Source organism: Klebsiella pneumoniae (assembly GCF_000742135.1).
Classification (GTDB): Bacteria; Pseudomonadota; Gammaproteobacteria; order Enterobacterales; family Enterobacteriaceae; genus Klebsiella; species Klebsiella pneumoniae.
The window spans coordinates 4773405-4786336 of record NZ_KN046818.1; the positions used below are offsets into that span (position 1 = coordinate 4773405).

Below are 12932 nucleotides of genomic sequence, written 5' to 3' on the forward strand. Positions count from 1 at the left end.
GCTGTGGCACGAGTCAGTAGGCTAATAGGGTGCGTTAGGGTTGGTTATCAGAAACCTCTACAAACCGCGATAAGTAGACCACAGGGAACGAGAAAAGTATCAGGAGGGAATGTGATCCAGCCAAACATTTACAAAACATTTGGCTGGATTGGCACTATTTGCTTAGGGAAATAACCAGGGGCACGTTTCACGCTGCAGGTTTCAGGCGTGCGCCTCGTTATATACCGTGCTTTTCGGCTGACGGATGGTGGTGGATAGCGCCAGCGAGAGGATCAGCAGGGCGAAGATCACGCAGAAGGTCACGTAGAAACCGCCGAACAGCGAAGCGATGAGAGAGCCGCAGATGCTGCCGATACCGAAGCCCAGATAAATCACGCCATAGTTTTTCGCCAGATTGTTCAGACCAAAGAACTCACTCACCAGCGACGGGAAGACGGTAATGGTGCCGCCGAAGTTAAAGGCGACGCAGGCGATGGCGGCGAAGAAGGTCAAGGCATTCAGCGGGGCGAACAGCAGCGCGGCCATCCCCACCAGCGACACGACCTGACCGATGGTAATCACGCGAATGCGGGAGATTTTATCAGACAGGATACCTAACACCAGGCGACCGCTGAGGTTCGCAATCGAGATAACCGTTACCGCGTTTGCCGCCGTGGCGACATCCAGGTGGACCATTCCCTGGGCAATATCTTTCGCTACGCCAATTACGTACAGACCGCTCATGCAGGCCGTCAGGAACATCACCGCCAGCATCCAGTACTGCGGTTTACGCATCGATTCGGCGAGGGTGAAGTCGTTTTCCACGACGCCGTTGGCCGCGGTGGCTGCCGGGTGATTTGGCGCATCTTTCATCAGGGTCGCGCCAAAGACGATCATCACCAGCACGATAGCGCCCCAGATAACGAAGGTTTTTTCCAGGCCAACGGTGGCCAGCAGGTGGGAATCAATGAATTTGAACCCCAGGCTGCCGAGACCATAGGAGCCAATGGAGAAGGCGGAGATCAACCCTTTACGCTCCGGGAACCATTTCACGCAGTTCGACAGGGTCAGCAGGTAACCGGCGCCGTCCGCCAGCCCCACCAGCACGCCCGCGCTCAGCCACAGCATCATCAGGCTGCTGGAGTGCGCGGTCAGGAAGAAGCCCAGGCCGAGCAGGATCCCGGAGGCCATGGTGACGCGCTTCACGCCAAAGCGCTCCTGCAGCTTGCCGGCGACCGACGAAGAGAGCGCCAGCCCGAGGCTCAGCAGACCAAAGGAAAAAGCCACCTGACTGACCGGCTCGCCCAGTTTGTCAGACAGCGAACTGTTAAACAGGCTCCAGGTATAAACCGAACCGAGAGCGAATTGGGTGATGATGGTGCCGATCAGTGTCAGCCAGCGGGTCGATTGACGGTTTGCAGCGTTCATAGCAGTTGTCCTGATAAATTAACTGCCGCCACAATAGCGAAGGCCCCTCATCCAGTGGGGGAAAAAGGCATGAACTGCCATCAGCGGGGAATGAAATGCATTAATGTTGGAATGAATGGCATAGCATAACATTCATTCCGTAAATTACAGGCAAAAAGTTAGTGTGCGCTATCTCACAGAAATGCGCCATTGCTGAGATTTAACAATAACCACATCGTTTCAAATGCGTAACAATTCCCGATTAAAAATTGGCGCTGACCCCCATCAAATAGAGCGTATTTTCCCCTGACGGCAGGTTATCCGCCTGCGACAGCGTTGCCCATGCCGCCACGTGGGATCCCAACCGCATATCAGCGCCCAGGGTGACATCGCTCCAGCCTCCCTCCCTGGCACGGGTCATCGGCGCCCAGACATCGCTGGCGAGCGACTGGTTATAGCTCACCTGCGCCCAGGGATGCACGCCCCACAGCGCCTGATAATCCATACGCCAGCCGAGCGTGTTAACGTAGCCCGCCTCGCCTGCGCTTCTCACCGTCGGCGCGGTGACGTCGCTGCGCAGGCTGGCCACCGGCCCGGAGGTTACGCCGTTTGCCAGCGGATAATTCCAGCCAACGCTCAGGCCGCGGCCGCTGTCCGGCGGCGCCAGCCCCTGGTTTAACGCCAGCCCGCCGGGCGTCTCAGAGGACTTCATCCGCTCGGCGAGAATATCTTCATAACGTGGTTGGTGATCGCTATCCCATGTATAGCGTTCCGACGTATTACTTTTTGTATCGATAGCGATATATTCCTGTTGCCAGGCATTCGCTCCAGAGACACATGACACCCAGACGGATACGCTCGCCGGGATCAAGAACCCCCGGAGGCCATTGCATTTCTTTATTATCATTAATGCGACTCCAGAAAAGAGCCGAATCGGCAATATTGCTGTGTTTTTAGTGGGGATACGATTTCCCTGTATTAACTATTATCTTTATCTTTCAGCCGTCAAGGCGGGCGTCCACTTTTTTAGCGCAGAGGGAGAAACAGCTATGCAGCGTTGCGGATGGGTGAGTCAGGATCCGTTATACATCGAGTATCACGATACCGAATGGGGTGTGGCGCAAAAAGAGGGTCGCCAGCTGTTTGAAATGATCTGCCTTGAGGGCCAGCAGGCCGGTTTATCGTGGATCACGGTGTTAAAAAAACGGCAGAACTACCGCCAGGCTTTTCACCAGTTCGATCCGGTGCGCGTGGCGGCGATGGGTGATGACGATATCGAGCGACTCCTGCAGGATACCGGCATCATTCGCCATCGGGGAAAAATCCAGGCCATTATCGGCAACGCCCGCGCCTATCTGGCGATGGAAGAAAATGGCGAGTCGTTCACTGATTTTGTCTGGTCCTTCGTCGACAATGCGCCACAGGTGACCCGCGCTGCGACGCTGGCGGAAATTCCCACCACGACGCCGGCCTCCGATGCGCTGTCGAAGGCATTGAAAAAACGCGGCTTTAAGTTTGTCGGCTCGACAATCTGTTATTCCTTTATGCAGGCCTGTGGGCTGGTCAACGACCATGTCACCGGCTGCTTCTGTCACCCTGGAGGTCAGGATGATCCGCAAGTGGGACACTGAAGATACCGCGCCGCTGCTGGCGCTGTGGCTGGACAGCACGATTCATGCCCATCCTTTTATCAGCGAAAGCTACTGGCGCGACAGCGTCGCGGTAGTACGGGATGTCTATCTTCCCGCCGCCAGCACCTGGGTCTGGGAGCAGGATGGCGAGTTAAAAGGCTTTGTCAGCGTGCTGGACTCCCGTTTCGTCGGCGCGCTGTTTGTCGCGCCGGGCGCCACCCGCCAGGGTATTGGTCGGGCGCTGCTGGATGAAGTCAAACGGCACTACGCCTGGCTGAGCCTTGAGGTTTATCAGAAGAACGAATCGGCGGTCAGTTTCTACCATGCGCAGGGCTTCCGGATTGAAGACTGCGCATGGCAGGACGATACTCAGCACCCGACGTGGATTATGCGTTGGCCGGCGGATCAAATGCCGTAAGCGGCAGCGCCGGGCCGGTATATTTCTCCAGCCACGCCAGGGCGGTGTTCCCGGCACAGCCGTTGCCCAGCCGGGATGTCGGAATATCTTTGGTTAAGACGTTCACCGCCCCGTTTTTGCAGATGCCGACCTGCGGATCCAGGTCGGGCCACGCTCCTTCATGCAGGCAAATCACCCCCGGGCGGATCCCCTCCGTCACCACGGCGCCGGCCAGCACCTGACCGCGGGCGTTCCATACCCGCACCAAATCGCCATCGACAATCCCGCGCGCCTGCGCATCCTGCGGATGAATAGTCACCGGTTCGCGCCCGGCGACGGCATAGCGCTCGCGCAGCGCGGTGTGGTTCAGTTGACTGTGCAGACGGTGGGCCGGATGGGCCGACAGCAGCTGCAGCTGCCCCGCCTCTGCGTTGCCATGCCACTCGTCGGGCTCCAGCCACATCGGATGCGGCGGACAGTCGGCGTAACCAAAAGCGGCGATGGTCGGCGAGTGGATCTCTATTTTACCGCTCGCCGTTTTCAGCGGGTTGGCCTGGGGATCGGCGCGGAAGGCGGCGAAACGCGCAAAACGGGCATTCTCCGACTCCTCCGGCATCTCAATCAGCTGGTTAGCCTGCCAGAATTCGGCAAATGGCGGCAGCGTCACCTGCTGCTGGGCGCCGCGCCGGGCGGCCATCTGATAGAAAGTCTCCAGCCACTGCAAATCACTCTTCCCTTCGGTGAAGCGTTCGCGGCCACCCGCCTCCCAGCGTTCGCTGAGGTCGGCAAAGACCGCGAAATCGTCGCGCGCTTCATCTCGCGGGGCAACCACCTGCTTCATCGGCACCAGATGCTGGTTACTGTAGTCCCCGGTCATGGTCAGATCGTTGCGCTCAAACGAGGTGGTCGCCGGCAAGACGATATCGGCATGGCGCGCGGCGGCGGTCCAGAAGCATTCGGAAATGACGATAAGCTCCGGTTTCTGCCACGCCTGAATCAGTCGGTTGGTGTCCTGATGATGAGTAAAGTTGGCTCCGCCGGCCCACCAGATAAAGCGAATATCGGGAAAGCGCCGCGCCATGCCGTTGTGCTGATACTCCGCCCCCGGATTCTCCAGCGCCTCGACAATTCGTGCGACCGGGATCTTCTCCACCGCGTCCACGCCTCCGGCCACGCTCCCCTGCATCGAGCCCAGCACCGCCGCGCGGCGGGTCGGGTTGCCGCCGTTGGCAAAATGATAGGAAAGACCAAACCCGCCACCGGGGGTACCGATCTGTCCCAGCATGGCGGCCAGAGTGACCAGCATCCAGTGTTTCTGCTCGCCATACTGCTGACGCTGCATGCCCCAGCCGGCCATCAGCATAGTGGTATTTTCGTGGAAAATTTGCGCCAGTTCGCGGATTTTATCTGCTTTAACGCCGCAGAGCGCTGCTGCCCAGTCAGCGGTTTTCGCTACGCCGTCGCTTTCGCCGGTCAGATAGCGGGCAAAAATATCGTAGCCGCTGGTGCAGCGGGTAAGAAACGCATCATCCTGCCAGTCATTTTCCACCAGCGTATGGGCGATCCCCAGCATCAGCGCGACGTCGGTGCCCATATGCGGCGCGATCCACTCCATCGAATCGCCAAAGAAATCGACGGTTTCCGATCGCATCGGATCGATACAGATCAGCCGCTTACCGCTCTGGCGCAGCCGATCAAACCACGGGATCCCTTGCTCGTCGGAGGCATTCCAGGCAATTTTCAGCGTGTTCAGCGGGTTGGCGCTCCACAGCACCACCACTTCGCTGTGCTCGAGCACCAGCGGCCAACTGGTCTGCTGCTGATACACCTCATTGCCGCCAACGACATAAGGCATGATCGCCTGCGCCGCGCCGGTGGAGTAATCGCCAAGATGGCCGGTATAGCCGCCCGCCAGGCTCATATAGCGCTGCAGCAGCGTCGCCGCCTTATGCAATACGCCGTTAGAGCGCCAGCCGTAGGAGCCGGCAAAAATGGAGGCCGGACCGTAGCTGTCGCGGATCCGCCGATGCTGGGCATCGATCAGATCCAGCGCCTGCTCCCAGCTCACCCGCACGAATTCATCCTGACCGCGGACCCCCTGGGGCTTGTCCGGTGAAGCAAGGAAGCCTTTACGCACCATTGGATAGCGCACGCGGGTTTTGCTGTGCACCTGATCGCGCACTGCCGTTTGCAGCGAGTTGGCAAACGGTGTCGCCAGCGCGCCGCGGGAAGAGAGGACGTTTTCCCCGTCCGTTTCCACCAGCATCGGTCCCCAGTGGGCGGCGGTTAAGATGGTTTTGGTTGCAGATGAGGTTGGCAAGGGCGGCTCCTGGTCAGCGAATGCAGGTGTCATGACGGCGTGATGGGCAACCGTTCAATGTTATTTACAAAAAGAGATGGTATCCGGGGAATTTTCTCCGTAATCGCGCGTCATAATCAACCGTCACGTTCGCTGTGACAAAGAATAAAAAGGATTAAGGACATTAAATGAAAAAACGCGTACTTATGATTGCGGCGCTGGTCAGCGGCACTCTGGCCATTTCTGGCTGCACCACCAACCCCTATACCGGTGAACGTGAAGCAGGCAAATCCGGTATTGGCGCAGGTATTGGCTCCTTAGTGGGCGCTGGCGTCGGCGCGCTCTCCTCTTCCAAACATGACCGCGGCAAAGGCGCGCTGATTGGCGCAGCGGCAGGCGCGGCGCTCGGCGGCGGCATTGGTTACTACATGGACGTGCAGGAAGCGAAGCTGCGCGACAAAATGCAGGGAACCGGGGTCAGCGTGACGCGAAATGGCGACAATATCGTGCTGAACATGCCGAATAACGTCACCTTCGACAGCAATAGCGCCAACCTGAAGCCGGCCGGCGCCAACACCCTGACCGGCGTGGCCATGGTGCTGAAAGAGTATGAGAAAACCGCCGTTAACGTGGTCGGCTACACCGACAGCACCGGCAGCAAGGATCTGAATATGCGTCTGTCGCAACAGCGTGCGGACAGCGTCGCCAGCGCGCTCATCACCCAGGGCGTGGCGGCCAATCGCATTCGCACCACCGGCATGGGCCCGGCGAACCCGATCGCCAGCAACAGCACGGCGGAAGGCAAAGCGCAGAACCGTCGCGTAGAAATTACCCTCAGCCCGCTGCAGTAAGCGCAACCTCATGTCGCCCGGCAACCGCTCTGCCGGGCAAAATGCTTGATATCGCTATTTTTCGCGCTAAGGTGTTGGCAGATTTTCAGCAAAGGAAGCCACCATGGCGAAAGCGGCGCGTGCAACTATCAGCGATGTGGCGAAAGCCGCAAAGACCGGCAAAACCAGCATTTCACGTTATCTTAACGGCGAGAAGCATCTGCTTTCCGACGACCTGTTATCACGTATTGAAAAAGCCATTGCCGAACTCGACTACCGCCCCAGCCTGATGGCCCGCGGCCTCAAGCACGGCCGAACCCGCCTCATCGGCCTGATCATCGCCGATATCACCAATCCCTACTCGGTCAACGTCATGAGCGGCATTGAAGCAGCCTGCCGGGAAAAGGGCTTCACCCTGCTGGTGTGTAATACCAATAACGAGCTCGATCAGGAGCTGCACTACCTGGACCTGCTGCGCAGCTACCAGGTGGAAGGCATCGTGGTCAACGCAGTCGGTATGCGGGAGGATGGCCTGAACCGCCTGCAGCAGTCGGCCCTGCCGATGGTGCTGATCGACCGTAAAATCCCCGACTTCGCCTGCGATGTGGTCGGGCTTGATAACGCCCAGGCCGCCACCACCGCCACCGAACATCTGGTGGAAAAAGGATTCGAGGCCATCCTGTTTCTCAGCGAACCGCTGGGCTCGGTGAATACCCGTCGCGAGCGCCTGAGCGCCTTTCGCGCCACGCTTGCCCGCCACCACGGCGTGGTGGCCGAAAACGCCGAGGTGCAGCTTAACGACGGCGCGATGCTGGACAACGTCCTGCGTCAGTTCCATGCCCGCCACCGCGGGATGCGCAAAGCGGTCATCTCCGCCAACGGCGCGCTGACGCTGCAGGTAGCCCGCGCCCTGAAGCGCGTCGGCCTGATCTGGGGGAGCGATATCGGCCTGCTGGGCTTCGACGAACTGGAGTGGGCGGAGCTGGCCGGCGTCGGTATTACCACCCTCAAACAGCCGACGTGGCAGATCGGCTACGCGGCGGTCGAACAGGTTATTCGGCGCATTGCCGGCACTAACGACCCCATCCGCGAACGGGTATTTTCCGGCGAGCTTATCGTCCGCGGATCAACCTCCCGTTAACGATCCTTCGTGATGCCGATCATAAATTAAACATCTCGCCCTTTCTTATGGAACCGATACCATCTAGCGTATTAAGGAGATTAAGCAACAAACGCCGGGAGTAAGAGCGCGATGGCCAGAAAAATTATTGTCGTTACCGCTGCGTATGGTAATGACCATGTTAAATCCTTAGGCGGGCAGGCCGCCGTCCTGCCGTTTATCGCCAACGCCGGCGCGGACGGCGTCGAAATCCGCCGCGAGCTGTGCAGCGCGGAAGAACTCAACGCTCTGCCCTCGCTAGCGGCCACTATTGAGCGCCACGGCCTGCTGGCCTGCTACTCCGCGCCGCAGGCGCTGTTCACCGACAACGGCGAGCTTAACCCGGATCTCCCGACGCTGCTCGCGGAAGCGCAAACCCTGAACGCTCTGTGGCTGAAGCTCTCCCTTGGCCATTTCCTCCACAATCAGCAATTGGATGAGCTGCGCGATATCCTCAGCGACAGCGGCATGGCGTTGGTGGTAGAGAATGACCAGACCGACTGCGGCCAGCTGGCGCCGATGCAGCGCTTCAAAGCCGCCTGCCGAGTCCATCAGCTGCCGATCACCTTAACGTTTGATATGGGCAACTGGCTGTGGGTTGGCGATTCGCCGGAAGAGGCGGCACGTCATCTTGCGCCGGCAGTCAGCTATATTCATGTTAAAGCGGCGGAGCCTCATCATGAGAAATTCCGCGCTGTACCGCCGGATCAGGCCGCCGAACGCTGGCTGGCCCTGCTCGATAATCTTCCCGCCGACGCGCCGCGTGGAATCGAGTTTCCGCTGACTGGCCATGACCTGACGGCCGTGACCCGCCGCTACGTCAACCTGTTACGCGAGGATTAAGTCGTGGAAAATTTAGATGTCATCACCATCGGCGAAGCTATGGCCATGTTTGTCGCCACCGAAACCGGGGATCTGGCCGAGGTGGAGCATTTCATGAAACGTGTCGCCGGCGCCGAGCTGAACGTCGCCACCGGCCTGGCGCGCCTGGGTCTGAAAGTCGGCTGGGTGAGCCGCGTCGGCAACGACAGCTTTGGCCGCTTCGTACTGCAATCGCTGGCGAAAGAGGGGATCGATAGCCACGCTGTGGCCATCGACAACCGCTTCGCTACCGGTTTCCAGATGAAATCGAAAGTCGAAAATGGAACCGATCCCATTGTGGAGTATTTCCGCAAAGGATCCGCAGCCAGCCATCTTTCGCCGGACGATTTTCGCGCCGACTACTTCACCAGCGCCCGCCATCTGCACCTGAGCGGCGTCGCGGCGGCCCTTTCTGAGAGCTCTTACGCGTTGCTGGAGCATGCGGCGAAGGTAATGAAAGCCGAAGGAAAAACCCTCTCTTTCGACCCCAATCTGCGCCCGGTGCTGTGGAAAAGCGAAGCCGAGATGGTGGAGAAACTCAACCGTCTCGCCTTCCAGGCTGACTGGGTTTTGCCAGGCTTAAAAGAGGGCGTGATTCTTACCGGCCAGCAGACCCCGGAAGGGATTGCCGATTTCTATCTCTCCCGCGGCGTCAAGGCGGTAGTCATTAAAACCGGCTGCGACGGCGCCTGGTTCAAGAGCGCCAGCGGCGAACAGGGAACGGTCGATGCCATTAAAGTCGATAACGTCGTCGATACCGTCGGCGCCGGCGACGGCTTTGCCGTCGGGGTGATTAGCGCCCTGCTGGAAGGCAAAACCCTGCTTCAGGCGGTGAACCGCGGCAATAAAATCGGTTCGCTGGCGATTCAGGTCCAGGGCGACAGCGAGGGGCTGCCCACTCGCGACGCGCTGGGCGAGTAACTTTTCTACGCAACGATAACAGCCGTCCTGTACCCTACCTGCAGCGCGGCACAGCAGCGTCCGTTTCGACGGACGTATGTCTCCTCATTGACAGAGGCAAGCCTATGAATAGCTCAACAAATGCAACGAAACGCTGGTGGTACATCATGCCTATCGTGTTTATCACGTATAGCCTGGCGTACCTCGACCGCGCCAACTTCAGCTTCGCCTCCGCGGCAGGCATTACCGAAGACCTGGGCATCACCAAGGGGATCTCCTCCCTGCTGGGGGCGCTGTTCTTCCTCGGCTACTTCTTCTTCCAGATCCCCGGCGCTATCTATGCGGAGCGCCGCAGCGTTCGCAAACTGATCTTTATCTGCCTGATCCTGTGGGGCGGTTGCGCCTCCCTGACCGGTATTGTGCATAATATCCCGGCGCTGGCGGCGATCCGCTTTATCCTCGGCGTCGTCGAAGCCGCGGTGATGCCGGCGATGCTTATCTATATCAGCAACTGGTTCACCAAATCAGAGCGCTCTCGCGCCAACACCTTCCTGATCCTCGGTAACCCGGTGACGGTCCTGTGGATGTCGGTAGTCTCCGGCTACCTGATTCAGGCCTTCGGCTGGCGGGAAATGTTCATCATCGAAGGGGTGCCGGCGGTGATCTGGGCCTTCTGCTGGTGGGTGCTGGTGAAAGATAAGCCGTCGCAGGTGTCCTGGCTGGCGGAGAGTGAAAAAGCGGCGCTGCAGGAACAACTGGATCGTGAACAGCAAGGCATCAAAGCGGTGCGTAACTATGGCGAAGCCTTCCGCTCCCGCAACGTGATCCTGCTCTGCGCGCAGTATTTTGCCTGGAGTATCGGCGTATACGGCTTTGTACTGTGGCTGCCGTCGATTATCCGCAGCGGCGGTGAAAATATGGGGATGGTGGAAGTGGGCTGGCTCTCTTCTGTCCCGTACCTGGCGGCCACCATCGCCATGATCGTCGTCTCCTGGGCCTCGGATAAACTGCAAAACCGTAAGTTGTTCGTCTGGCCGCTGCTGCTGATTGGCGGACTGGCCTTCATCGGTTCCTGGGCGGTCGGCGCCAACCACTTCTGGGTCTCCTACACCCTGCTGGTGGTGGCCGGGGCGGCAATGTATGCGCCATACGGCCCCTTCTTCGCCATTATTCCGGAAATGCTGCCGCGCAACGTCGCCGGGGGCGCCATGGCGCTGATCAACAGCATGGGCGCCCTGGGCTCCTTCTGCGGCTCGTGGTTTGTCGGCTACCTGAACGGCGCCACCGGCAGCCCCGCAGCGTCCTATATTTTTATGGGGGTAGCGCTTTTCGCCTCAGTATGGCTGACTTTGATTGTTAAGCCTGCTAATAATCAAAACCTTCCACTTGGCGCTCATCACGCCTGAACGACTCATACTACGGAGATTCGCATGAAGCCGTCTGTCATTCTCTATAAAACGCTTCCCGACGACCTGCTACAGCGTCTGGAGGAGCACTTTTCCGTCACTCAGGTGAAAAACCTGCGGCCGGAGACCGTTTCGCAGCACGCTGAAGCCTTCGCCCAGGCTGAAGGCCTGCTGGGCTCCAGCGAAAAGGTTGACGCCGCGCTGCTGGAGAAGATGCCGAAGCTGCGTGCGACCTCCACCGTTTCCGTTGGCTATGACAACTTCGACGTCGAGGCGCTGAACGCCCGCCGGGTGCTGCTGATGCATACCCCGACCGTGCTGACCGAGACCGTCGCCGATACGGTCATGGCGCTGGTGCTGAGTACCGCGCGTCGGGTAGTGGAAGTGGCGGAGCGCGTCAAAGCGGGTGAATGGACGAAGAGCATTGGTCCGGACTGGTTCGGCACGGATGTTCACCATAAAACCTTAGGCATCGTCGGCATGGGCCGCATCGGTATGGCGCTGGCGCAGCGCGCCCACTTCGGGTTCGGCATGCCGATCCTGTATAACGCGCGTCGCCAGCATCCGCAGGCGGAAGAACGCTTCAATGCCCGCTATTGCGATCTCGATACCCTGCTGCAGGAGGCTGACTTTGTCTGCCTGATCCTGCCCCTGAGCGAAGAGACTCACCATCTGTTCGGTCAGGCGCAGTTTGCCAAAATGAAATCTTCCGCCATCTTCATTAACGCCGGGCGTGGCCCGGTAGTGGACGAGCAGGCGCTGATCGCCGCCCTGCAGAACGGTGAGATCCACGCTGCCGGTCTCGATGTGTTCGAACACGAACCGCTGGCCAAGGACTCACCGCTGCTGAGCCTGCCGAACGTCGTCGCGCTGCCGCATATCGGCTCCGCCACCCATGAGACGCGCTACAATATGGCGGCCTGTGCGGTGGACAACCTGATCGACGCCCTGAACGGCAACGTAGAGAAAAACTGCGTCAATCCGCAGGTAAAATAAGCCATAAAAAAACCCGGGTAACGGCGGCAACCGCCCTCCCCGGGTTCTTTTTGCATCCTGTCCATCATCCTGCCCGTTCGCCGCAGCCAACGTCAGCCAGATGAAGCATTAACGGGTGGCGTTCACCGCCGCCGTCCATGCCTGATTAAACGCCTGATGCTGCGCCGCCAGCGGCCCAATCAGCGCATTGTACTGGCTGGCCTGCTGGGAGGTCGGGAACTGAATGCCGTTGGCCACAAAGCTCACCTGCGTCCCCTGCTGAGCGACAAAATCCCCCACCTGAACCAGCTGCTGGGTAAAGATCTGCGCGGCCGGGATCAGCGGCTGCAGCGCGTCGGCTGGCGCCGTCACCACCTTGGCGTAAACCTGATCGAAGACCGGCTTGAGATCGTCAGCCTGCTTCAGCGCGCCATGCGCGGCATCGGCCTGCATTTTCGCATTCTGCAGCTGCTGGCTTAGCACGCCCAGCGCGCCGTTCGCCTGACGCAGCGGCTCACGCTGGGTCATATAATCCTGCGGGACGCGGATCGCATTGACGCTGTCCACTACCGGGCGCAGACCAGCGTCCATCGCCTGGCTCACCTGCTGCGAGTAACCGTAGATCACCGCGTAGTCAGAGACAAAAGGCCCAAACTGTTTTTTCTGATCGGCGGTCAGCGTCGGCAGACGTTCACCGCTACGCATCGCCGTATTCTGCAGGAAGTCGATAAACGCTTTGCGCTGATCGCCCTCTTTATCAAAACACCCACTCAGGCTAACCACCATCAATAAGGCCGCCATAGCCGCAAACCAGCGAGAGCAGGACTTTCCTGTCGCCATTTTTTTACTCCTTTCAGCCAAAAAAAGCGCACAACGGCACACACGTGCCAGACGCTGACAAGGATAGTCCAGCTCGGCCTCGCAGGATACCCTTTCCTGCTAATCTTACGCGGGAAAAACACCATTTTGCACGCCATCGTCGCGCTGTAGAACGTCTGTTATGCGCATCACAAATATGGTCTTAAGAACAGGTGGGCCAGAATCTCATAAGCCATTGATATTAATATAAATAAAAAGCCACAACCCGG

General features: G+C 59.1%; 12 protein-coding genes. 8 read left to right on the plus strand and 4 right to left on the minus strand.

Annotated features, from left to right (window positions below; genetic code table 11):
* Positions 1 to 201: 201 nt before the first annotated feature.
* Both DR88_RS03415 and DR88_RS03410 read right to left on the minus strand, forming a co-directional pair.
* Entirely contained in the window at positions 202 to 1407 is a 1206-nt protein-coding gene (locus tag DR88_RS03415; RefSeq protein ID WP_002921907.1) for an L-lactate MFS transporter, read from the minus strand.
* 241 nt (positions 1408 to 1648) lie between these two features.
* Positions 1649 to 2230 (minus strand): hypothetical protein, encoded by a 582-nt coding sequence (locus tag DR88_RS03410; RefSeq protein WP_020803959.1) that lies wholly within the window; start codon positions 2228 to 2230, stop codon positions 1649 to 1651.
* A gap of 205 nt (positions 2231 to 2435) precedes the next feature.
* Between DR88_RS03410 and tag the strand changes: the two genes are divergently transcribed.
* Both tag and DR88_RS03400 read left to right on the plus strand, forming a co-directional pair.
* Complete coding sequence (gene tag, locus DR88_RS03405) at positions 2436 to 3017, plus strand: DNA-3-methyladenine glycosylase I (RefSeq protein ID WP_002921914.1); 582 nt, start codon at positions 2436 to 2438, stop codon at positions 3015 to 3017.
* Positions 2995 to 3435: an N-acetyltransferase gene (locus DR88_RS03400; protein ID WP_004181509.1), complete on the plus strand. Its 441-nt coding sequence runs from the start codon at positions 2995 to 2997 to the stop codon at positions 3433 to 3435. Before tag ends, DR88_RS03400 begins: the two co-directional genes overlap by 23 nt.
* Here DR88_RS03400 and DR88_RS03395 read toward each other — a convergent pair.
* Positions 3404 to 5734 carry a molybdopterin guanine dinucleotide-containing S/N-oxide reductase gene (locus tag DR88_RS03395; RefSeq protein WP_032443995.1) on the minus strand — a complete coding sequence of 777 codons (2331 nt, stop codon included), beginning with the start codon at positions 5732 to 5734 and terminating at the stop codon, positions 3404 to 3406. The genes DR88_RS03400 and DR88_RS03395 overlap by 32 nt on opposite strands.
* A 167-nt stretch (positions 5735 to 5901) precedes the next feature.
* Between DR88_RS03395 and DR88_RS03390 the strand changes: the two genes are divergently transcribed.
* From DR88_RS03390 to ghrB, 6 genes are all read left to right on the plus strand, one after another.
* Positions 5902 to 6564: an OmpA family lipoprotein gene (locus DR88_RS03390; protein ID WP_002921917.1), complete on the plus strand. Its 663-nt coding sequence runs from the start codon at positions 5902 to 5904 to the stop codon at positions 6562 to 6564.
* Between the two features lie 103 nt (positions 6565 to 6667).
* A complete protein-coding gene (locus DR88_RS03385) occupies positions 6668 to 7684 on the plus strand; it encodes a LacI family DNA-binding transcriptional regulator (RefSeq protein ID WP_002921918.1) in 1017 nt (338 codons plus the stop codon).
* A gap of 111 nt (positions 7685 to 7795) precedes the next feature.
* Positions 7796 to 8545 (plus strand): sugar phosphate isomerase/epimerase family protein, encoded by a 750-nt coding sequence (locus DR88_RS03380; protein WP_002921919.1) that lies wholly within the window; start codon positions 7796 to 7798, stop codon positions 8543 to 8545.
* A gap of 3 nt (positions 8546 to 8548) precedes the next feature.
* Positions 8549 to 9484: a sugar kinase gene (locus tag DR88_RS03375; protein ID WP_002921921.1), complete on the plus strand. Its 936-nt coding sequence runs from the start codon at positions 8549 to 8551 to the stop codon at positions 9482 to 9484.
* 104 nt (positions 9485 to 9588) lie between these two features.
* Complete coding sequence (locus DR88_RS03370; RefSeq protein WP_002921927.1) at positions 9589 to 10869, plus strand: MFS transporter; 1281 nt, start codon at positions 9589 to 9591, stop codon at positions 10867 to 10869.
* A gap of 24 nt (positions 10870 to 10893) precedes the next feature.
* A complete protein-coding gene (gene ghrB / locus DR88_RS03365) occupies positions 10894 to 11865 on the plus strand; it encodes a glyoxylate/hydroxypyruvate reductase GhrB (protein WP_004145219.1) in 972 nt (323 codons plus the stop codon).
* Between the two features lie 108 nt (positions 11866 to 11973).
* Here the strand turns inward: ghrB and DR88_RS03360 are convergent, their stop codons facing one another.
* Positions 11974 to 12684, minus strand: a complete 711-nt coding sequence (locus DR88_RS03360) for a DUF3053 domain-containing protein (protein WP_002921929.1) — start codon at positions 12682 to 12684, stop codon at positions 11974 to 11976.
* Between the last annotated feature and the right edge of the window lie 248 nt (positions 12685 to 12932).